Origin of the sequence: Vreelandella piezotolerans, from assembly GCF_012427705.1 — a bacterium.
In the GTDB taxonomy this organism is placed as follows: Bacteria; Pseudomonadota; Gammaproteobacteria; order Pseudomonadales; family Halomonadaceae; genus Vreelandella; species Vreelandella piezotolerans.
The window spans coordinates 1,071,868-1,094,261 of record NZ_CP048602.1 but is presented as its reverse complement, the minus strand read 5'-3'; the positions used below and the strand labels follow the sequence as shown (position 1 = coordinate 1,094,261).

At 58.5% G+C, this 22,394-nt stretch carries 17 protein-coding genes; 7 read left to right on the top strand and 10 right to left on the bottom strand.

Features of this window, described 5'->3' with window-relative positions; all coding sequences use genetic code 11:
* The first annotated feature begins 3 nt into the window (after positions 1-3).
* On the top strand, positions 4-888 hold the full coding sequence (locus tag GYM47_RS05075) for an AraC family transcriptional regulator (protein WP_153842313.1): 885 nt from the start codon (positions 4-6) through the stop codon (positions 886-888).
* Positions 889-1,001: 113 nt separating this feature from the next.
* On the opposite strand, the gene GYM47_RS05070 is transcribed toward GYM47_RS05075, so the two are convergent.
* Together GYM47_RS05070 and GYM47_RS05065 are read right to left on the bottom strand one after the other, a co-directional pair.
* On the bottom strand, positions 1,002-2,456 hold the full coding sequence (locus tag GYM47_RS05070) for a catalase (RefSeq protein WP_139525377.1): 1,455 nt from the start codon (positions 2,454-2,456) through the stop codon (positions 1,002-1,004).
* 182 nt (positions 2,457-2,638) lie between these two features.
* Positions 2,639-3,670, bottom strand: a complete 1,032-nt coding sequence (locus tag GYM47_RS05065; RefSeq protein WP_139525376.1) for a succinylglutamate desuccinylase/aspartoacylase family protein — start codon at positions 3,668-3,670, stop codon at positions 2,639-2,641.
* A 243-nt stretch (positions 3,671-3,913) separates the two neighbouring features.
* On the opposite strand from GYM47_RS05065, the gene GYM47_RS05060 reads away from it, so the two are divergent.
* Together GYM47_RS05060 and GYM47_RS05055 are read left to right on the top strand one after the other, a co-directional pair.
* Entirely contained in the window at positions 3,914-4,525 is a 612-nt protein-coding gene (locus GYM47_RS05060) for a TetR family transcriptional regulator (RefSeq protein WP_139525375.1), read from the top strand.
* A gap of 70 nt (positions 4,526-4,595) precedes the next feature.
* Positions 4,596-5,519, top strand: coding sequence for an alpha/beta fold hydrolase (locus GYM47_RS05055; RefSeq protein WP_153842312.1), 924 nt, complete (start codon positions 4,596-4,598; stop codon positions 5,517-5,519).
* 9 nt (positions 5,520-5,528) lie between these two features.
* Here GYM47_RS05055 and GYM47_RS05050 read toward each other — a convergent pair whose 3' ends face one another.
* The 5 genes from GYM47_RS05050 to GYM47_RS05030 all read right to left on the bottom strand — a co-directional run bounded on the left by GYM47_RS05050 (position 5,529) and on the right by GYM47_RS05030 (position 14,513).
* Entirely contained in the window at positions 5,529-6,203 is a 675-nt protein-coding gene (locus GYM47_RS05050; RefSeq protein WP_139525373.1) for a hypothetical protein, read from the bottom strand.
* A 211-nt stretch (positions 6,204-6,414) separates the two neighbouring features.
* Complete coding sequence (locus GYM47_RS05045) at positions 6,415-9,603, bottom strand: efflux RND transporter permease subunit (RefSeq protein WP_139525372.1); 3,189 nt, start codon at positions 9,601-9,603, stop codon at positions 6,415-6,417.
* Positions 9,603-10,871, bottom strand: a complete 1,269-nt coding sequence (locus GYM47_RS05040) for an efflux RND transporter periplasmic adaptor subunit (protein ID WP_139525371.1) — start codon at positions 10,869-10,871, stop codon at positions 9,603-9,605. The genes GYM47_RS05045 and GYM47_RS05040 overlap by 1 nt, the downstream gene beginning before the upstream one ends.
* Positions 10,872-10,936: 65 nt before the next feature.
* Positions 10,937-12,406 carry a TolC family outer membrane protein gene (locus GYM47_RS05035; protein WP_139525370.1) on the bottom strand — a complete coding sequence of 490 codons (1,470 nt, stop codon included), beginning with the start codon at positions 12,404-12,406 and terminating at the stop codon, positions 10,937-10,939.
* 148 nt (positions 12,407-12,554) lie between these two features.
* The gene (locus tag GYM47_RS05030; protein WP_176558194.1) at positions 12,555-14,513 is read right to left on the bottom strand and encodes a sigma 54-interacting transcriptional regulator; all 1,959 of its coding nucleotides are present in this window, start codon (positions 14,511-14,513) and stop codon (positions 12,555-12,557) included.
* Positions 14,514-14,806: 293 nt separating this feature from the next.
* Here GYM47_RS05030 and GYM47_RS05025 point away from each other — a divergent pair, with 293 nt between their 5' ends.
* Genes GYM47_RS05025 through cynS form a run of 4 tightly spaced genes read left to right on the top strand, consistent with a single transcriptional unit; the run spans position 14,807 to position 18,491 of the window.
* On the top strand, positions 14,807-16,231 hold the full coding sequence (locus GYM47_RS05025) for a CmpA/NrtA family ABC transporter substrate-binding protein (protein ID WP_139525369.1): 1,425 nt from the start codon (positions 14,807-14,809) through the stop codon (positions 16,229-16,231).
* A 2-nt stretch (positions 16,232-16,233) separates the two neighbouring features.
* Positions 16,234-17,091, top strand: coding sequence for a nitrate ABC transporter permease (gene ntrB / locus GYM47_RS05020; RefSeq protein ID WP_139525368.1), 858 nt, complete (start codon positions 16,234-16,236; stop codon positions 17,089-17,091).
* Between the two features lie 10 nt (positions 17,092-17,101).
* Positions 17,102-18,058: an ABC transporter ATP-binding protein gene (locus GYM47_RS05015; RefSeq protein ID WP_153842311.1), complete on the top strand. Its 957-nt coding sequence runs from the start codon at positions 17,102-17,104 to the stop codon at positions 18,056-18,058.
* The gene (gene cynS, locus GYM47_RS05010) at positions 18,051-18,491 is read left to right on the top strand and encodes a cyanase (RefSeq protein WP_153842310.1); all 441 of its coding nucleotides are present in this window, start codon (positions 18,051-18,053) and stop codon (positions 18,489-18,491) included. The genes GYM47_RS05015 and cynS overlap by 8 nt, the downstream gene beginning before the upstream one ends.
* Here cynS and GYM47_RS05005 read toward each other — a convergent pair.
* The 3 genes from GYM47_RS05005 to GYM47_RS04995 form a co-directional block, all read right to left on the bottom strand.
* Positions 18,476-19,324, bottom strand: a complete 849-nt coding sequence (locus GYM47_RS05005) for a fructosamine kinase family protein (RefSeq protein WP_153842309.1) — start codon at positions 19,322-19,324, stop codon at positions 18,476-18,478. The two genes, cynS and GYM47_RS05005, sit on opposite strands and share 16 nt — an antisense overlap.
* 73 nt (positions 19,325-19,397) lie before the next feature.
* Positions 19,398-20,882 (bottom strand): xylulokinase, encoded by a 1,485-nt coding sequence (gene xylB / locus GYM47_RS05000; protein ID WP_153842308.1) that lies wholly within the window; start codon positions 20,880-20,882, stop codon positions 19,398-19,400.
* Complete coding sequence (locus tag GYM47_RS04995; RefSeq protein ID WP_153842307.1) at positions 20,882-22,369, bottom strand: mannitol dehydrogenase family protein; 1,488 nt, start codon at positions 22,367-22,369, stop codon at positions 20,882-20,884. Before GYM47_RS04995 ends, xylB begins: the two co-directional genes overlap by 1 nt.
* Positions 22,370-22,394: the final 25 nt, after the last annotated feature.

Sequence of the window (22,394 nt, the reverse complement as noted above, 5' to 3'; positions counted from 1 at the left end):
GAGATGATTCACAGTACTCTGAAACGACAACTGTTGCCGCTGGTCCAGCAAGTTGCCGTTAATGAAGGGCTAAACAGCACCGCTTTACCTAATGTATTTTGTTACAAAGTTCGCAGCTCTCAGGTCACGATGCCAGCGGTGTATGAACCCTGTCTATGTATTATCGTGCAGGGCCGCAAAAACGTAATGCTTGGCACCGATATACTAAGTTATGGCGAACTGGAGTTTCTGGTGGCCTCGGTCGACTTACCCATTCTTGGTACCGTGGTAGAAGCATCAGAGCAGCAGCCGTATTATGTTATCCAGATTAATATTGATGTCAGGATACTGTCAGAATTACTGCTACAGATGGAACATTTGGCCGTTGCAAACCGCAAAGCCGAAAGTGGATTGTTTATCGGCCAGGTTGACCCACAAATGGGCGATAGCCTGCTGCGTTTATTAACATTAATGCAAGTGACAGACGATATTCCGGTACTTGGCGAAAGCCTAGTCCGCGAGATGCACTATCGTATGCTGCGTAGCAACTACGGCAAAGAAATTGCTCAGATCTCATTAAAAGGCACGCCAACTCAGCGCATTTCGGTTTCTATTCAAAAATTACGCCGGGACTACGATCAAACCGTCACCATAGAGGAACTGGCGGCGATGGCTGGAATGAGCGTGTCGTCTTTTCATGCCCATTTTAAAGCGGTAACCAACATGAGTCCGTTGCAGTTTCAGAAGTCAGTCCGGTTGGTCGAAGCGCGTAGTTTGATGATTGCGCAGCATTTGGATGCGGCCAGCACAGCATATAAGGTAGGTTACGAAAGCCCCTCGCAGTTCAGCCGCGAATATGCACGCATGTTTGGCAACCCGCCAGCACGTGATATTGCCAGGATTAGGTAATAGCCAAGTATTAGGGGAAATAAATCAGACATGCTAAATGGTGCCCGGGCCAATGGGCTGACAGTTTAGCTAACGCCCAACGATGTTATCGTTGGGCGTTGTCGTTTACGGGGCTACTGCGCGCGAACGCCTTGCTCGATACGCTCGCCCACCTCTTGGTCGATGTTGCGCCAATACTCAAACGCGCGCTCCAACACCGGCTCGGTGACGCCACCGGAAAGGTGCCCCACCACGTTGGAAACCAACCGGTCACGCTGGGCATCGTCCATCACCTCACGCACCAGGGTGTGCGCTTGGCTCCAGTCGTCGTCATCTTTGCGCAGCGTGTACGCGGCGCGTACGAATTGCCCATCCGTCGACCACACCGCATCTTCCGGGTAGCGCTGCCCATCTGCTTTGGGGCCGCCTTTGCTATTGGGGGTGTAGACAGGATCAGTGGCGTGGCGAATGCGCATGGCGCCACCCTGACCATAGCTATGCACAGGGCATTTGGGGGTATTCACGGGGATATGCTTGTAGTTTACCCCTAACCGTGCGCGGTGGGCATCCGCATAGGAAATGGAGCGAGCCAGCAGCATTTTATCCGGCGACAGCCCGGTGCCGGGCACCATGTTGTTGGGTTCGAACGCGGCCTGCTCGATTTCGCTATGGAAATCGGTAGGGTTACGGTCGAGCGTCAGTTTACCCACTTCGATCAAGGGGTAATCTTTGTGTGACCACACTTTGGTAAGATCGAAGGGATTAACGCGATAGATCTTGGCATCCTCGAACGGCATGATCTGCATGTGCAACGTCCAGGTGGGGTAATCGCCGCGCTTGATGGCCTCGAACAGGTCGCGGCGGTGGTAATCCGCATCGCTACCGGCCATCTGGTCGGCCTGCTCTTGAGTCATGCATTTGATGCCTTGATCGGTTTTGAAGTGGTACTTCACCCAGAACCGTTCGCCCTCATCGTTTACCCACATATAGGTGTGGCTGGAGTAGCCGTTCATGTGCCGCCAGGTGGCGGGAACGCCGCGGTCGCCCATGAGCCAAGCCACTTGGTGAGCAGATTCAGGCACCAGCGTCCAAAAATCCCACTGCATGTCGTGATCGCGCAGGCCATTATCGGCGCGGCGCTTTTGAGAATGGATGAAGTGCTGGAACTTCATTGGGTCGCGTACAAAGAACACGGGGGTGTTGTTACCCACCATGTCGAAGTTACCTTCTTCGGTGTAGAACTTGATCGAGAAGCCGCGCGGATCGCGCCATGTATCCGGGCTACCGCTCTCCCCTGCTACGGTGGAAAAGCGAATGAGGACATCGGTCTTCGTGCCTGGCTGCAGAAATTTTGCTTTGGTGTATTGGCTAACGTCTTGAGTGACTTCGAAGTGACCAAAAGCGCCACTGCCTTTCGCATGGGGCTGCCGGTCGGGAATCATTTCCCGGTTAAACGCCGCCATTTGCTCCATCAGGTAGTGATCGTGCATCACGATCGGACCATCCGCGCCTACCGACAGCGAATGCTCATCGCTCGCTACCGGAATACCTGCTTCATTGGTGGTGGGATGCTGGCTACCACTACTCATTGCTCTTCCTCCTTGTCACACTCGACATGGCACGGTCTGTACCACTGGAAATCACCGCTACTGCTTTTTAACGTAAGCTAAAACGGCATCCACACAGGTATAGTCAACAAGCCAGCATCGCGCCATCCATGGCGCTGGTTATAGGGCTATTGCTTTAATAGCTGTTAACTATCGAGGTAACGTCAATACAGCGCGTCTGGTGGAGGCGTCAGGCTGGACTGAAAGCTTTCGATGGCCGTCTCGGCTTCTTCGATCTCATCGAAACGGGCAATGTGGTAAAGCGCCTCTCCTTCGTTGGCAAGCGGTAAGCGGCTCATGCCGATGACGATGCCGTCCGCCATGGCGCGCACTTCGTCTTCATCGTTGCCGAATGGATCTGCCACTTTGCCAAGCACCTCGCCTTTGGCCACTCGCGCCCCCAAGCGCACCTTGGGGCGCAAGATGCCGTCGATGGGTGCGCGCGCCCAGCTTGAGCCATTGGCCAGTTCGGCCGGAGCCGGGGCACGGCGACGCTGCTCGCCTGTGAGCATGCCCAAGCGGCGCATGACGCGCAGCACGCCTTGCACCCCTGGGACAATGGCCCATTCATCGAAGCGCAGCGCTTCACCCGCCTCATAGGTGAGCACCGGAATACCGCGGCTTTGGGCGTAATGACGCAGGCTGCCTTCGCGTAGTTCCGCATTCAAAATAACCGGCGCACCAAAGGCGTCTGCCATGCGCTCGGTTTCGCTGCCCGTACTTAGCTGTGCACGGATTTGCGGCAAGTTCGTGCGGTGAATGGCGCCGGTATGCAGGTCAATGATATGGGTGGCGTGATCGACGATCTCATCGCGAAACAGCGCCGCGATTCGGCCGCCCAGCGAACCTTTTTCGCTACCAGGGAAACAGCGGTTCAAGTCGCGACGGTCAGGCAGGTAACGCGTCTGTTGGAGAAAGCCGAAAACATTGACCACCGGCACCGCAATCAGCGTACCACGCAGGCTATTGATCGTCTTCGAGCGCAGCAAACGGCGGACGATCTCCACACCATTGATCTCATCGCCATGAATCCCTCCACACACTAACATTACCGGCCCCTCTTTGCGGCCATGAACCACTTCGACCGGAATATGCAGCGGCGTATGGGTATACAGGCGCGCCACCGGCACGTCGATCTGTAAACGTTGCCCAGGCATCACGGTATGCCCAGCTAGGGAGAAAGGAGCTCGCGCCATGGCCATTCCTTATACATGCAGGGAGACATAGCCTGATACGCCATTTCTAAGTGGCACCAGGGCTTTGAAAGGTTTTAAAACAGTGTTTTAAAATGAAATCATATCCGTTTTCAACCATTAAGTAACGTGCTTGATAACCTAGATTATCAACTTATACCCATTATCCATACAGTTTTGAATGTAAAAAGGCACCACATCAGATAAAATAACGCCATTGTGTATCGAGAGTGAGGTAATGGTTTCATGGCAAGAAAAACCAAAGCGGAGGCTGCTGCAACTCGCGAAGCGCTGTTGGATGCTGCTGAAGAGGTGTTTTTCGCAAAAGGCGTTGCGCGCACGTCATTGGAGCAAATTGCTCGCCATGCTGGCCTTACCCGAGGTGCCGTTTATTGGCACTTCAAAAACAAGGGTGACCTCTTCATGGCGCTGGTACAGCGGGTGCGCATGCCATTTCAGTCGTTGATGGAAGAGGTTAATAACGCCGACCCCACGGTGTCACCACTCGATGCCATCCGTCTTGCCTGCCATGCGGGCCTGAACCGTTTGGAGCAGCCCTCTCACCAGCGCATCCTATCGATTCTGCTGCATCGCTGTGAGTTCTTTAGCGACATCAATCCCATCGAAATGCAGGATGAAATTGCCGAAGAATGCTTCGACGAGATGCTTCTGGTGTTTCAGCTCGCCCAACAGCAGCAGCTATTACGCGATGATATAACACCGGAGATTGCCACGAGGCTCATGCAGGCTACTCTTGGCGGCCTGTTTCACGACTGGCTACGTAATCCCGATGCGTTTTCCCTACGCGAGCGCGGCGGAGAGTTGATTGACGCTTTAATGGCCATGCTCCACCGCTGAGGTGACTCCCCTCTCTGTTGCACTGCAGCAAATCGCCTATACTGGAGCTATCTCATGAAAGGAGCCCAGTATGGATGCTTTGGAATTTATCCGCGTGCGCGAGTTGGACGTGGCCGTACGCATTTGGAACCCAAAAGCAACGCGCACTCTGATCGCTTGGCACGGGCTTGCCCGCCACGGCGGTGACTTCGCCGCCCTGGCGAGAGAGCTGGGCAGCGAGTGGCGCATCATCGCCCCAGACACTCCGGGTCGCGGACTCTCCAGCTGGTCGCTGTTTCCCGCCCATGACTATCTCTACAGTCACTACATCACCATTGCCGTTGCGTTGCTGGATCATTACGAGCTCGATCAGGTGGACTGGCTGGGGACGTCCATGGGCGGCCTGCTGGGCATGTTGATCGCAGCAGACGCACAGCACCGCTCGCGCATTTCACGGCTGATACTCAACGACGTGGGGCCCGAGCTGAATAAAGAGGGGCTGATCGCCTTGTCGAGCTACTTTGGCGTGACGCATCGGTTCAACAACTTTGCCGACTTAAAAGCAGAACTTACCGAGCATTACGCCAGTTTTGGTATCACCTGCGAGGAGGAGTGGCGAGAGCTGGCCTTGAACAGCGCTCGCCGCCTGCCCGACGGCAGTTGGACCTACCACTTCGACCCGCGTATCGGCGAACAGTTTATCCACGACACACCCAGAGACACCTGGGCCGACTGGGCCAACATTCGCTGCCCGCTGATGGTGATTCGCGGAGAGACATCGACCCTATTGGATGCCGAGACGCTACCCAAGATGGCCGAGGTCCAGCCTACCTTGACGACCTTGACCGTCACAGGATGCGGCCACGCTCCGATGCTCAACACGCCCGAACAGGTTACGCCCATACGCCACTTCCTCGACGCGCCTGCACGCACACATCGCGAACGTGCCGCCACCGCTGCGCCCACCCTATTGAGCTGGCTGACGAGACAGTGGCAGCGCTGGTTTCATCGCTGAAGGCAGCCGTTAGGTGGAGTATCCGTTAGGATGCTGCTTGTGCTGCAAACGAAGCTTATTGATACGCACCCGTGTATCCAGATAGTGCTGCTCTAGCACGCTGCGGTATGCCCCTTCCTTGGCTAGATACTTCACCAACACACGGCGTTCACCCGGCTGCGGGCAGTCCCCGGCTTTACAGTGCAATATGACCGTACTGTTGGGCTCATTGAGCAGCGTAGCGCTGGCAGATTCGTCGTTTTGGCGCTCTGCCACCACGACGGTAGCGCCCAGCAGACAGCGACGTTTGAAGGGTTGATAACGGTGCAGCGCACGCTGCAGCGCATGGCATAAAGCGGCAGCGATGGGGGAAGCTACCGCGAGCGCAGCCCACACGACCAACACCCCGACCGGCACCCTGAGCAATCCAAGCGGCATCCATCGCAGAGCGAGCAGCTCGACGGCTAGTGATAACGCACCGGCAATGAGCATCAAGAAGCTGAGCGCCAGCGTCGCGGGTACCCCGGCAAACCCAAGCGAGACCAAGGTGCTGGCCATATGATCATCGCGTAAGCTGTCGCGCTCGAAAAGCTCTAGAGGGGCTAGTCGAATGAGTACCAGCAGCCAGTAGAGCGCCATTAGCGCCAGCAAAAAACTAAACACGACGGTAGGAAACTGCAGCGCAGCAGAGATAAGCGTTTGCATGGCGTGTCCTCCTCTGGGCGTACCCAGTCTTGTTTGCGCCTGACCCACGCTCTGATTATTGGCGTTTATTAGTACAAGCTAAAAACGGGGTCACTACTAGCGTAGCTCATCTCATTGGCTTATGAAGCGCCAGGGTCGAGGGGCAATCGGATCGGTGGCAAAAAAACGGGCGCCCTGAAAAGGGCGCCCGTCGTCAGTCAAGCCAGATACATTAACCGTTATCGTGGCCAAGTTCCGCCTGCGATTGGCGGTTGCCGTTCGGATGGCGCTTACGATAGAGCCAATCCGAGACCGACGCGATCATGGCGTAGAAACTGGGAATGAAGAGACTTCCCAACACCGCCACGGAGGCCATACCCACCGCTACCGTAGTACCAATGTGGTGACTGCTCACGTCACTGGCACCGGTGGCCAGCGCCAACGGTAACGTGCCGAAAATGAACGCCAATGAGGTCATGACGATCGGACGGAAGCGCAGCTCTGCTGCGGTCACCGCAGCTTCACGAATCGACTTACCCTGCTCTTTACGCTGCAGCTCGGCAAACTCGACGATCAAGATGGCGTTCTTCGCCGCCAGGCCGACCACCACCAGCATGCCGATCTGCACGTAGACACTGGTATCCAATCCGCGTAGCACGATACCCGCGATGCCGCCCAGGAAGGCGAAAGGTGTAGCGGTGAGAACCGCCAACGGCAACGACCAGCTTTCGTACTGTGCCGCCAGAATCAAGAACACCATCAAGATACCGAACACGATGGCCAGCGTGGCGGTATTACCCAGGTTGGACTCCTGATACGCCGTTCCGGTCCAGCCCATGCCCCAGTTATCGCCCAGCGTCTCTTGCACCACTTCTTCCATGGCCTCGATGGCTTGGGCCGAGCTGTAGCCGGGTGCCGGGTTACCCTGGAATTGCGCCCCCGCGTAGACCCCAAAACGCGACACCACCGCAGGTCCCGTTTGACGCTCTAGCGTGACGAACTCAGAGAGTGGAATACGCTCGCCATTACCGCCGCGCACGTAGACGTTGTTGACGTCTTCCGGTGTTTTACGGAACTCGTCCTCGTTCTGTAAGTACACCTGGAAGTTGCGGTTTTGGTAGCTAAAGTAATTCACAAACCCATTACCAAAGGTGTTCGCCAGCGCCGAATTGATGTTCTCCAGCGCAACGCCGTAGCTGAGCGCTTTTTGCTGGTCGATCTCCGCCCGGTACGAAGGCACGTTCACGTTGAACGTGGTGAACACACGGTTCAGCACCGGGTGCTGGTTCGCCGCCTGCATGATTTGCAACGAAGCTTCATACAGCTCCCGCGTGGACGCTCCGTCGAACGACTGCAAATAGCCGGTGAAGCCACCGGTCGTGGAAAGCCCCATGATCGGCGGCACGTTGAAGGCCATCGCCGAACCGCCATCGATACTGGCACCCAGTTGCATGATGCGGCCGACCAGTTCGTTAGCGGTGAGTTCACGCTCTGCCCATGGCTTCATGTTGATGAACATGATGCCGCGTGCGGTATTCACCGCACTGGAGAGAATGTCGTAACCCGCCACAGCTGAGGAGTACTCGACACCAGGGATGGCTTCGATCTGCTCGCTCAACTCGGCCATGTACGCTTGAGTACGACTCAGCGAGGCCGCATCCGGCAAAGAGATACTTGCCAAGACGATCCCCTGGTCGGTTTCTGGCACCAGCGTCGAGGGCGTATTGGCGTAGAGCCAATAAGAGCCTGCGCCCACCGCCACGGTCAACGCCAGCGCCAGCACCCAGAAACGCACCAGCTTCTTCACCACCCACATGTACACCGCGGTGAAGCCCGCAAAGAAGCGGTCGAACAGCCGCAGCGGCGTGGTAATGGCACGCTTGAACGCCGATTGCTTGGTTTTGTGCAAGTTGTGCTTGATGAAGATCGCCGACAGGGCGGGGGTGAAGGTCAACGCCATCAGCGCCGACAGCGCCACCGAGATGGCTACGGTAATCGCGAACTGCTGATAGATCTGCCCGGTGAAGCCTCCCAAGAAAGCGACCGGTACGAATACCGCCGCCATGATCAGCGAGGTCGCAATGACCGGCCCACCGACTTCCTTCATGGCTCGGATCGTCGCCTCACGAACGCTGATGTCGTCCTCTTCGCTAAGAACCCTCTCGACGTTCTCGACCACCAGTATGGCGTCATCCACCACGATGCCTATCGACAGCACCAGGGCAAATAGCGTCAGCAGGTTGATCGAGAAATCGAACAGATAAAAGCCTGCGAAGGTACCGATCACCGACACCGGCACCACCGACATGGCGATCACGGTAAAGCGCCAGTTCTGCAGGAAGATGAACAGGATCACGATGACGATCAGAAACGCTTCGATGAACGTCTTGATCACCGTTTCTACCGAGGCATCGATGAACAGCGTCGTATCGTAGGGAGTGACGTACTCGAGCCCTGGCGGGAACCGCCCGGCCAGCTCTTCCATGGTGGCACGCACCGCCTCGGCGGTTTCCAGCGCGTTGGCCCCCGGCTGCTGATTGATGATGATCGGCGTCATGGCGTCGCCGTTCAATCGTGCGTCGACGCCATAGAACGAGGCGCCCAGTTCGATACGCGCTACGTCTTGTAGGCGCAGCGACGAGCCATCGGGGTTGGTGCGAAGGAAAATCTCACGGAAATCATCGGTGCTAGTGAGTCGTCCACCGGCGGTGATCGTGTAGGTATAGGCGCGCGGGTCGCTTTGCGGCGTCGCGGCCAGGTTACCAGCGGGAATTTCGGTGTTCTGAGCACGAATGGCGCTAGCCACTTCGCTGGGCGTGAGGTCGTATTGCGCCAGCTTGTCGGGGTCCATCCATATCCGCATGGCGAACTCACCGCCGCCGAGCACCTCGGCGTTACCCACCCCTGGCACTTGGCGAAGCTCATCCAGAATGTTGAGCGTGGCGTAGTTCTGCATGTAGATCTTATCGTAATCCCCGCTTTGCGAGGTCAGCGCCACCAGCATCAAAATGGAGTCTGAGCGCAGTTCGACGGTGACCCCCTGGGACTGCACGGCCTCCGGTAGCTGCGATAGCGCCCCCTGCACACGGTTGTTGACGTTGATCGTGTTGATATCGCCATCCGTGCCGATATTGAACGCTACACTCAGACTCATGGTGCCGTTATCGGCGCTATTGGAGGTCATGTAGAGCATGTCCTCGACGCCGTTAATCGCCTCGGCGAGCGGGGCCGCCACCGTTTGCGCTACGGTTTCGGCATCCGCCCCTGGAAACTGGGCCTGTACCGATACCGTGGGCGGCACCACGCTGGGGTACTGCTCGATCGGCAGGACCCGCATGGCCATCACACCTACCAGCGTGACGATGATTGCCAGTACCGTGGCAAAAATCGGACGACTGATAAAGAAGTTAGAGAAATTCATTATTGCGCGCCCTCTTCCCCTTCAGCAGCGGGTTGCGCGCCGTCGGCTTGCTGCATTGCCTCAGCGGCTTGCGCTTCTTCCTGGGCATCTTCCTGCATCGCTTCTTCCACTACCTCAGTCGCGCTGCCGCTAAACGGCTGAGGATCGATCAAGACCCCCGCTTCCAGACCGGCAGGATCACCGACGACCACGCGATCACCAGGCTCCAGACCATCGCGGATGATTTGCCATGGGCCTGCGACTTCACCCAACTGAACGGTGCGCTCCCGGGCTTTGTTCTCGTCATCCAGCACGTATACCAAAGGCCCCATCAAGCCTTGCGTGACGGCAATTTCTGGCACGGCCAGCACGCCGAAGCGCTTCAAGCCTTCGATACGCACGCGCACGAATTGGCCTGGCAGCACTGCGCCATCGGGATTGGCAAAGGTCGCCGAGGCCTGCACGGTGCTGGTGCCGGTATCCACGCGGGAACCGAGGAAGTCCAGGCGACCTTCCAGCTCGCTGCCTTCGCTACCATCCAACCCAGGCACCCGCAGGCGAGCGGTGATTTGGGAAGCATCGCCGTCGCTGCCGAGCTGGCGACGCAGCTCGAAGGCATCACGCTGGGGCAACTGGAAGCGCACTTCCAGCGGATCCAGCGGCGTGATCGTGGCAAGCTCGGTGCCCGACGTCACCAAGTTGCCGACGTTGATCTGGCTCAAGCTGATCATGCCGGATACCGGTGCCGTCACGTTGGAGTAGCCTAAGTCCAGGTTGGCGCTGGTCAGTGCCGCCTCCGCCTGGGCAACGTTGGCCTGCGCCACGCGCTGCTCGGCAAGCGCTTGATCGTACTGCTGGCGGCTAACGGAGTTTTGGCTCAGCAGCTGCTCGAAACGCTGAGCATCGCGCTGGGCACGGGCCAGCTCGGCGCGGGCGCTTTGCAGGTCGGCTTCCCGCTGGTTGACGGTCGCCTGATACAGATCGGGCTCGATGGTATACAGACGATCGCCCTGCTCGACCATTTGACCAGGTTCGAAGTGGCGCTCTTCCAAAAAGCCGCTGACGCGTGCCACGAGCGTCACTTCACTATCGCTGCGCAACAGCGAGGGGTAGGATTTATCCAGCGGTATGTCCCGACGCGCTATCTCAGTGACCTCCACCGGGTGGGGCGGCGCTTCCTGCTGCTGGCTTTGCTGCTCTTGTGGCTGCTCCTGGCCACACGCCGTGAGCGCTAACGCGGCGATCAGCGTCACTAGACTCGCTCTACCTGAGTGAATCACTCTTTTCATGCGTCGAATTCCCATTCATTTTTCTAAACATTGACCGACCGCCAAGAAGGCATGCGCAGCGTACGTCAAGCACCTGGAGTGGGCGGTGCACCAATATCCATTGCACGCTGATACGCGTCGGGCTCATTGCTTTCCGGTAGAATAAAGTGGATGTCCTCGCCGGTGAGCCACGCGTTCACTTCTTCGATGGCCTCGACATCGAGCAGCCCTGCCTGCTGACGCAGCGACAGCAGATTCACGACATAGTCGTAACGCGCCTCGGCATAATTGGCGATGGCGTTATAGAGGTTTTGCTCGGCATTGAGCACGTCGACGATATTGCGCGTACCCACTTCGTAACCCGCGCGGGTCGCTTCCAGCGCGCTGCGGTTGGACACGATGGCCTGCTGGCGCGCTTCGACCGTTTCGACGTTGTTGCTGACCTGGGTATAGAGCGAGCGAACCTGTTGAATCGTAGTGCGGCGCTGAGACTCGAAGTCGTACTGGCTGCTCTCCAATTGGAAAGTGCCTTGTCGAATGCTGGCGCTGGTGCTGCCACCGGTATAGATCGGCACGTTCGCCGAAACACCGACCTGAGCGGAAGTGTCGTAACCGCTCACTAATTCGCTGTCGCTGTCGGCGTACTGATAGTTGGCGAACGCTTGCACGGTGGGCAAACGACCAGCACGGGCCAGCTCTACTCCCACACGAGAAACTTCGATACCCGCCTGCTGGGCAAGTACCTGGGGGTTGCGCTCCAGTGACTGTTCGACCCAGTAATCACGGTCGGTGGGCGTCGGCAGCGCGATGGGCATACTATCGCCCAGGGCTTCGATGCTGGCATAACGCTGGCCGGTAAGCTGCTCCAGCACTTCAAACGCTACTTGCAGGTTGCTCTCGGCAGCAATGCGATCGGCGCGAGATTGATCGAAGCTCGCCCGCGCCTCCTCGACTTCGGTAATCGCAATCAAACCGACCTCGAACTGCTCACGGGCCTGCTCTAGCTGACGGCCGATAGCACGCTCCTGCGCTAACCGTGCTTCCAACACTTCATGAGCGCGTAGAATATCGAAGTAGGCACTGGCCACATCGATCAACAGCTGCTGCTCGGTGGCGGCCAGCAGATAGACCTGCTGATCGATCTGACGCTCTGCCTGAGTGACTTCCTGCCGTGTCACCGCATTGAATAGAGCCTGGGTGGCTTCTAACGTCAAAGAGACCGTGTTGTAGCTATCGTCACTGACGCCGACACCCGCATTAGCCCCTGCTCCGGTACCGGCACCACGGGCCGAGCCTTGACTCTCGAACTGCTCGTTATGCACAGCGCTGCCAGAGGCGTTCACTTGAGGCAGCAGTCCACCGCGGGCGACGTCACGCGCCGCTTCGACGCTTGAAAACTCAGACCGCGCAGAGGCCAGAGCCGCATTGTTATTCAGCGCGTCACGGGTAATGGTCACCAAATCGGCCGCTTGGGCGGGCGCGATAAAGGACGCCGTGAGTACTGCCAACAATAGGGGGCGGAAGGGGGCATTGACTGCCCAGTGTGCTAGTCGCATGGGATTGCCTCTAGGTGTCAACGTAAGACGGCGCAGCAGAGCACCATTATGAAAGAGTGGCATTATAGTTACATTCATGTATGTATGCTAGACTTGAAGTTGCCTGATTTGTGTGTACAAACGGATGTCAAGCAGATCCTCCCTAACCTTAGTCCAAAGCATCGTTGGCTGACGTACTTTTGCGCTGGCGTCTGCGATATTGCCGAGGATCGATGCCCCATTTTTGCAGTCGCGAAGTGAGGGTGGTGGGCTTCATGCCCAACAGCTCAGCCGCTCCTCCCGCCCCAGACACCTTTCCGTTTGCGGCTTTCAACGCTTTTAGTGCATTGCACCGCTGCTGATGGCACAGCGCTTGCTCGGTGAGCAGGTGGTCGGGCAACTCGCTACTATCGTGCGACGTTTCGTTGAACGCCGTGTGACGAGATAGTGGCTCTACCAACAAAAGGTCATCGAAAGAGAGCCGCTGATCTTGCGTCACGATTACCTGACGCTCGATGACGTTCTCCAACTCGCGAATATTGCCGGGCCAGGGATAACGCGTGAGGACATCAAGTTGCGCAGGCGGTATTCGTACCCCAGGTTTGTTGAACTTCAGGCAGGCGCGATGCAAGAAGTGGCGGGCCAGCAGCGGCACGTCTTCGATGCGTTTGCGCAGTGGAACGGAGTCGATGGGAAAGACGTTCAATCGGAAGTAGAGATCCTCGCGAAACTGCCCGGCATCGATCATCTCTTTTAACTCACGATTGGTCGCCGCAATCACCCGCACATCCACTTCGCGGGTACGGTTATCCCCCACCCGCTCGAACTGCTGATCCTGCAATACGCGCAGCAGCTTGCTCTGCAGCTCTAATGGGATTTCCCCTACTTCATCCAGGAACAGCGTGCCGCCATGGGCCAATTCAAAGCGTCCCGGACGGTCTTGCACCGCGCCGGTAAAGGCGCCTTTCACGTGACCGAAGAACTCACTCTCGAAGAGGTCGCGGGGAATCGCGGCACAGTTCACGCGGATCAACGGCCGGTCGCTGCGAGTACTACCTGCGTGAATTGCCCGGGCAATCAGTTCTTTGCCAGTACCTGACTCGCCGCTAATCAGCACGTTAGCGCTGGTCGGCGCGACCATGGCAATCTGCTGAGTCAGCTTGGCCACCGCCGGGCTGTTGCCGACGATATTGCGGTGGTTCACTTCGGCTTTGATCTCTTCTTGCAGATACTGGTTCTCTAGCTCCAAGCGGCGTTTGAGCGACTCCACCTCTTCTAGCGCATCGCGTAGCTGCTGCTCGGCACGTTTACGCTCGCGAATATCGCGAAACAGGACCACCGCTCCCACTAATCGGCCCATTTCGAAAATCGGCGTGCTGGTGTACTCCACGGGAATGGCCTCGCCATTTTTATGCCAGAACACTTCGTCATCCACATGGTGCACTTGACCATCACTAAACGAGGCATGGATAGGGCACTGCTGGACGGGGAAGTGGCTGCCATCGGCGTGGGTATGATGAAACATCAGATGCGCATCGTGGCCCACCATATCCTCCGTACTCCAGCCAAGAATGCGCTCGGCGGCCGGATTGACGAAGGTGGTTTTGCCATCGGCATCCAGGCCGTAAATGCCCTCCCCGGCCGCGCTGAGAATCAGCTGGTTCTGCTTTTCGATACGCTCGAACACCTGCTCGACCCGCTGCCAGCCCACCTCCCCTTGCCGGTGCTGTCGGCTAAGCTCGGCCTTGGCACGACGCTGTTCGGCCTTGTTGCGATCGATCAACGTCAACAATAGCTGCGATTCGCTCTGCAAGCGTTGGCCATAGACTTCGACACGACGAGGTTGGCGGGCGCTATCCAGCAGCACTAAATCATCCGACCACCCTTGCCCGGTCGTTAGTACCTCGTCGGTAAAGCTGACCCATAGCGGCAGTGAGGCGCTCAAGCGGTGACTGAAGGGGGTGGTGAGGGTTTGATCACGCGCTAGGAGCAGCAAGTGGCAGGCGGCAGGGTTGGCATCGATCAGGGAATCGCTAAGCGGATCGACGATGATCATGGCCAGCGGCGTATGGCTGGCCATATGCGTTAAGGGCGTTTCGATGATCGAGGAGTGGGAAGTGCCACGCATCACAGGCTCCTTGGCAGCCAGCTGGACGACTCTCTTTCCATACAAACAGCGGGCCAATCACGAATTTTCGTTATTTAAACAACGAAATATCGTCATTGACGAAAAATCGTGACGAATTCGTTGACTCAGCGACTGCCTTCTCACACCAGTAACCCTATGACTCATCGACAAAAACATCAGAAAAACTCGTTTTGGCATATAAGTCGCTATCTATGGACATAGCGCCGCAGGGAATCGTTACGCACCAAGACGGCGCAGCTTAAACCCCTTTTGCTCCTGTGAGGTGAACGTCCATGAAAGAGAACAACGACCCCAGCAGTCTTGGCAACCCGTTCGATCATCGCCAATCACTGATTCACGGACGACAGTGCGATTGCCATCAGTGCTCCCCCTCCCAACCCAACAGCGCTAGGTCCCCGCATCAGACAAACGCAGTGGCACCATCGTTAACGCCAAGCAGCGCCGATGACGTTATGGATCGAGTGGTCGAAAGCGCCTTAATACGCGGCATGTTTGGCCATAGCGACATGCACCGCCGTCAGTTCATGAAGCTGGTGGGTGGCGGCACGGCCGCCGCGGCGTTAGCGAGCCTGTTCCCCCTAGATTCGATCAAAGCCGCCGTCAAAGAGAGTTTAGGTCCGCTCGAGAAAACCCAGCTTAATGTGGGCTTCGTTCCCATTACCTGCGCTACCCCCATCATCATGGCCCACCCCATGGGTTTTTATGAGCGCTACGGCCTGGATGTCTCGGTCATCAAAACCGCGGGGTGGGCAGTGGCGCGGGATAAATCCCTTAACCGCGAATACGACGCGGCGCACATGCTAACGCCCATGCCATTGGCCATGACCCTCGGTGCGGGTTCCACGCCCGAGCCATTCATCATGCCAGCGGTAGAAAACATCAACGGTCAGGCCATCGTGCTACATAACGACCACCTGGATAAGCGCGATCCGCAGCAGTGGAAAGGCTTTACCTTTGGCGTACCGTTCGAGTACTCCATGCACAACTTCCTACTGCGCTACTATGTCGCCGAGCACGGCTTGGATCCGGATCAAGATATTCAAATTCGCGTGATTCCGCCGCCCGAGATGGTCGCCAACCTGCGGGCAGGCAACATCGACGGCTTCTTATCACCCGACCCCTTCAACCAGCGCGCGGTATTCGAACGCATCGGCTTCATTCATCTGCTGACCAAAGAGATTTGGGACGGACACCCCTGCTGCGCCTTTGCCACCAGCGCCCGCTTTGCCCGCGAGAACCCGAACACCTACGGCGCTTTGCTTCGCGCGATTATCGACGCGACACAGTACTCCTCCGACCCTGCCAACCGCTCAGAGATTGCCGAAGCCATTGCTCCGACGAATTACCTGAACCAGCCGGTCACGGTCATAGAGCAAGTACTCACCGGGCGCTTTGCCGACGGTTTGGGCGGCGTACAGAACGTGCCCGACCGCATCGATTTCGACCCCTTCCCCTGGCACTCCATGGCGGTCTGGATCCTGACGCAGATGAAGCGCTGGGGCTATATCGAAGGCGACGTGGATTATCAGCAGATCGCTCGGGACGTGTATCTGGCTACCGATGCGCAGACCGTGATGCGCGAGCTGGGCTATGAAGCGCCCGAAGAGACCGCCCGCAACTACCAAATCATGGGCAAGACCTTTGATTACACCCAGCCCGAAGCGTACGTCGACAGCTTCGCCATTCGGAGGGGTTAACCATGGACCGCACCACTACCGAGTGGAAATTGAGCCTAAACGTTCGCGCCACGATTCTTGCCATCATGTTGCTGGTCGTGGGTCTGGGCATCTGGGAAGGGTTGAATCAATCCCCGCTCATGGGGGGAGGTGCCGAGCTGAGCGAATACGAGCAGCTGCTGGCCGGGGCCGATGAGAGCGCTAAAGTACCGCCACCTTCAGAAATCGCCGTCAAAGCGTGGCAAGAGCTTTCGAACCCTTTTTATGATGCAGGCCCCAACGATAAAGGCATTGGCATTCAGCTGGGCTATTCGCTGTATCGCGTGCTCAGCGGCTATTTGCTGGCCGCGCTGGTGGCGATTCCCATTGGCTTTTTGATTGGCATGTCGCCGCTGGCGTACAGAGCGCTCAACCCGTTCATTCAGGTGTTGCGGCCCATCTCCCCGCTGGCCTGGATGCCGCTGGCACTGTTCATCATTCGCGATTCCGAAGCCTCCGCCATCTTCGTGATCTTTATCTGCTCCATTTGGCCCATGCTGCTCAACACGGCCTTTGGCGTGGCGGGCGTACGCAACGACTGGGTGAACGTGGCCCGCACCCACGAGCTGTCGTCGCTGCAAACGGCCTTCAAGGTCATTCTACCTGCGGCAGCGCCCACCATTCTGACCGGTATGCGGATCTCCATCGGCATCGCCTGGCTGGTCATCGTGGCCGCCGAGATGCTGGTGGGCGGTACGGGCATTGGCTACTACGTCTGGAACGAGTGGAACAACCTCGACCTGACCAGCGTGATCTTTTCCATCCTAATGATCGGCGTGGTGGGCATGCTGCTGGATATGTCGCTTGCCTATATTGCCCGCTTCGTCACTTACGCCGAATAAGGAGCCGACCATGAGTCATGCGTTCGTAGAGGTACAGAAAGCTGCCAAGCGCTTCCCAAGTGCCAGTAAAGAAGCCGAACCGCTGACGGTGTTCGAGAACATCAGTTTTCAGCTCGAGAAAGGCGAATTCGTGTGCATCATCGGCCACTCTGGCTGCGGTAAATCCACCATCATGAACGCGCTCGCCGGGCTGGATCAGTTCTCCGAAGGGTCCTTGGTGATGGAGAACAAAGAGATCAGCGGCCCAGGCCTCGAGCGCGGCGTGGTGTTCCAAAACTACAGCCTGCTGCCCTGGCTAACCGCGCTTGAAAACGTTCGCTTTGGCGTACGCGCCCGGTGGAAAACGTGGAGCGATCGAGAAGTTACCGACCACAGCATGAAGTACCTGGACATGGTCGGCTTGAAAGAAGTGGTGGACCGCAAGCCCTCCCAGCTCTCTGGCGGTATGCGTCAACGGGTGAGCATCGCCCGGGCGTTTGCCACCAAGCCCAAACTGCTGCTGTTGGATGAGCCGTTTGGCGCGCTGGATGCGCTGACCCGGGGCGTCATTCAAGACGAGCTGATCAACATCTGGAGCCAGGATCAGCAAACCGTGTTCATGATTACCCACGATGTGGACGAAGCGATCTTGCTGGCCGACCGCATCTTTTTGATGACCAACGGCCCCCAGGCGCGTATCGCCGAGGCGGTGGAGATCGATCTGCCACGGCCGCGCCAGCGGGCAAGTATCGTTAAACACCCGCACTTCTACACGATTCGTAACTACCTGGTCGACTTCCTGGTGAACCGCTCCGGCGAGCTGCGCACCCAGGAGTTCGACGGCCAAGGCCTGCGCTATCCCACACCGGTCAACCCGGTGCAACTAGCGACTGCCGAGGCCACCACGGTTTCAACCCCGGCAACCCCTGCCACCGAATCCCAAGAAAACCTAGTGAAGTTCACTCCCAAGGAGGTCCGTCATGGATAAGCTAGAAATGCGTCATACCCTGCTGGCTGCCAAGGCCCGCAAAAAACTGAGTTGGGACGACATTGCCAGCGCCGTCGGCATGTCGCCGGTGTGGGTCGCCTCTGCCTGCTACGGCATGAACAGCGCCAGCGCCGATATCGCTCATAAACTCTGCGACGTACTCGAAGTGGATGGCGACGTCGCTACCGCACTCACGGCCTTCCCCACCAAAGCGTGGGATGAAGCGATTCCCCAAGACCCGTTCATCTACCGGCTCTACGAAGTGGTGGGCGTGTACGGCGAAACGCTCAAGGACGTGGTGCAGGAGAAGTTCGGCGACGGCATCATGAGCGCCATCGACTTCACCATGGAGGTGGATAAGGTCGAAGACCCGAAAGGCGACCGTGTGCTGCTCACCCTCAACGGCAAATTCCTGCCCTATAAATCCTGGTAGTGCTCCAGCCGCGCGACGCTGCGCTCGACGCCGCCACGGTAGCTGACGCCAAACAGCAGTAGGTGGTTGAGCAGCGGATAGAGCTGAAACAGCGCCTCACGCCTCGGCCAGTCGGCCGGGGCGTTGCCGTTCCAGTAAGCCTCGAAAAACGCGTCACCGGGGGAGCCGAACAGCGTCAGCATGGCCAGGTCGGTCTCGGGGTAGTGGCGATAAATCGCCGGGTCGATCAGCGCTGGCCCGCAGGGCGTGGTCAGTACATTGCCGGACCATAGGTCGCCGTGAAGCAAACTCCCGGGGCCGTCCGGCAACCAGCGCTCAAGCTGTTCGGCCTGCTGCTCGATACGGCGACGTAGCGCGCTATCGAGTAAACCACGCTGAAAGCAAGCCTCGCAAAGAGGGAGCAGGCGCCGCTCGCGCTGGAACTGCCGCCCATCGGCCAGTGGCGCATTGGGCTGCGGGGTCAATCCGCAGGCGTTGTCTTCATGCCAACCATGGGAGCTGCCTATCACGCCGTGCAGCTGGCGAAGCCCCTCCCCTAGCGCGGTCGCATCCTGCCGGTTGGCGGGCTGAGTCTCCAGGGCTTCTATCACCAACCAGCCTTCCGCCTGGCCGAGCACTTCCGGAATGATGAGCGAGGTATGGGCCCCGGCCAGGGCGTGCAGGCCCTTTGCCTCGCCCCTAAGACGCTCGGGATCGTCGTGCTTCACGATCACCCGCCCCTGGCGCGTGGATAACGTGTACACCGCTGCACTGTCGCCGCCGCTTAGCGGCTCTAGTTCGCCGGTTGGCGCTATATCGTGAGTCGTGAGCAGATGGCGTAAGCGCGCCTCCATGGCATTCTCCGCTGCGTTACCGTGGTTGAATAGATCACGCTACAGGGCCATCGACCATGAAGGCAATGGGGGGTTATAGCGTATGGCGCTGCCCTAGCGCAGCCAAATAGCGCCGATAGGCCGCTTCATAGGTCGCCACACGCTCGACATCGGGCTCCGCCAGCGAGGCAGCATCCAGATGCACTAGGCGCTCGCAGAGCGATGCCAGGCTGACCCCCTCGGCCTGTAGATCGCACCAGGCCGCTTGAATGGCAGCCCCTAGCGCAGCGGCATCGGTAATCTCGGGGCAGATCACCTGGGTACGGGTAATGTCCGCCACCATCTGCCGCCACACCGGGCTGTTCGCCCCGCCGCCAATCAGCCGAATCTGGCTGGTGCCTGCGGCAAGCTCACCCAACAGCTCCAGCCCATAGCGTAGACCAAAGGTCGCGCCCTCCATTACGCCTCGGCAGAGGTTGGCCTGGGTCATGTTCAGGCTGGTCAACCCGAGAAAATCGCCGGCGGCATCGGGCAGCATGGGCACCCGCTCGCCGTTAAAAAACGGCAATACGGTGACACCTTCAGCGCCAATCGGGGCGCTGGCGACCTGTTCGCTAAAGGCGGCCAAATCCAGCCCAAACAGTTCACGCACGCGAGTCGTTGCCGAGGTCACGTTCATGGTGCAAATCAGCGGCAACCACCCCCCGTGGCTGGCGCAAAAATTCGCCACCATGGCGCTGTCACACACCACGGGACTAGGCGAGTAAGCGCACACCGTGCCGGAGGTGCCCAAGCTGAGCGTGACCAGTCCTTGGGTAATATTGCCGGTGCCAATCGCCCCCATCATGTTGTCACCACCGCCGGAGGAGACCACCACGTTATCGCTCAGCCCCAGCTCCTGCGCCACTAGCGGGCGCACCCGGCCTGCTGGTTCATGGGCGTCAATAATCCGAGGTAATACACGGTCAGGGTCGAGCTCCGGCGCAATGGCGGCAAACACCGCTTTCTGCCAGCACTGGGCGCGGGTATCGAAGTAGCCAGTGCCCGAGGCGTCGCCTGCCTCGGTCACGCGTTCGCCGGTTAGCCAGAAGTTTAGATAGTCATGGGGCAGCAAGAGTGTGGCAATACGCTGATAGGCATCCGGATGGTGGTTGCGTAGCCAAGCCACTTTTGAGGCGGTGTAGCCGGTTTGCAGCACCAGGCCCAGCTTCTCCAGGCAGCCCGCCTCGCCCCCCAGCGTTTCCACTAGTGCGCTATTTTGAGCGCTGGTTTCGGTATCGCACCACAGCTTGGCGGGATACACCGGCACGCCATCGGCATCGAGTGCCACCATGCCGTGCTGCTGGCCAGACACGCCGATGCCGCGCACCTGCTTGGCATCGATGCCGGCGCGCTCAATCGCTTGAAAGAACGCGCCTTTGAGCGCCGCCAGCCACTCCGCGGGTGCCTGCTCCCGGCGGCCATGCTCCCCTTCATCCAGGCGATGCGGGCGGCTGCCCTCGCCCAGAATGACGCCCCGCTCCACATCAACCACCACGACTTTGGTACTTTGCGTACCGCAATCCACCCCGATATACATCACAACGTTCCTTTGGACGCGACCAGAGCCTCAAGAGTAGCCCGTGCGCCTCGTTCATGCAGCGACTTCAGTGCCTCCAGGTAGGCGTTAAGGAAACGAGGCTGGTCCGCCAAGTCGCCAAACAGCTCGCGGTTTTCCACGAAGGCCGCTGGATGGGTGCGGTTATTGGCGGCAATGGCCATTAACGGCTCGCGCAAACGGTCCACGATCTCAATGGACTGACCCTGCTCATCGACGCCTTCGGCGTAGCGTGCCCAGCTGGCCACCACGGCGGCGCTGCGCTCAATCTCACCGCCCTGGGCAAGCTGCTGGCGAATCACCGGCACTAACCATTTAGGAATGCGATCCGAGCTTTCGGCGCACAGCCGCGCCAAGGTGTCTCTGATTTGCGGGTTCGCAAAGCGCTCGATCAGCGTCAGCCGGTAGGTTTCTAGATCTACCCCCGGCACGGGGGCCAGCGTCGGCGTGCCCTCTTCGCGCATGTAACCGAGCAAGAACTCGACAAACAGCGGGTCTTGGCACACCTCATGGGCGTAGCGGTAGCCCGCCAAATAGCCAAAGTAGGTCAGCGCCTGATGGCTGGCATTGAGCAGGCGCAGCTTCATGAGTTCGTACGGTTCGACATCCTCGACAACTTGAACGCCGACCTTCTCGAACGCCGGGCGGCCCAAGGGGAAGTGATCTTCCAACACCCACTGGGTAAAGGGCTCACACACCACGGGCCAGGCATCTTCCACGCCAAAGCGCTGGGAGAGCTCTTCGATATCCGTGGGCGCGGTCACTGGCGTGATGCGGTCCACCATGGCGTTGGGGAACGCTACCTCAGCGGCTAGCCAGTCGCCCAGCTCCGCACTGCGGGCGCGGGCGTAGGCGCTGAACATGCGCTTGGCGACATCGCCGTTGCCTTGAATGTTATCGCAGGACATCACCGTAAACGATGCAATACCCCGTGCCCGGCGGCGTACCAGGGCTTCCACCACCAAGCCAAAGCTGGTGGAGGGGCGCTCAGGGTGGGCGAGATCGTCGCGCACCTGGGGGGCGTCCAAGTTGAATTCTCCGGACACCGGATGAAAGTTGTAGCCGCCCTCCGTAACGGTGAGCGAGACAATTTTGATGGCGGGGTCGGCCATGGTTTCGATGACCGCCTCGGGGTCTTCCGAGGCAAACAGGTAGTTCACCATGCTACCAATCACCCGAGGCTGATACTCACCGTCAGGGTGCTTGACCACCAGCGTATAGAGGTAGTCTTGCGCAGCGAGGGCCTGCTGCATGCGCTTGTCGCCGGGCATGACCCCCACGCCCACAATGCCCCAATTCAGCGCTTCGCCCTGGTTCATCAGCGCATCCACGTACATGGCCTGATGGGCTCGATGAAAACCACCAACGCCAATATGCACGATGCCAGGCGTCACGGCCTGACGATCATAGGTTGGCGTCTCGACCGCCGCGCTGAGGGCACCCATGTTGTGGTTGTTAAGCTGGGTCATCGTCACTCTCCGGGTTATGGGTTAG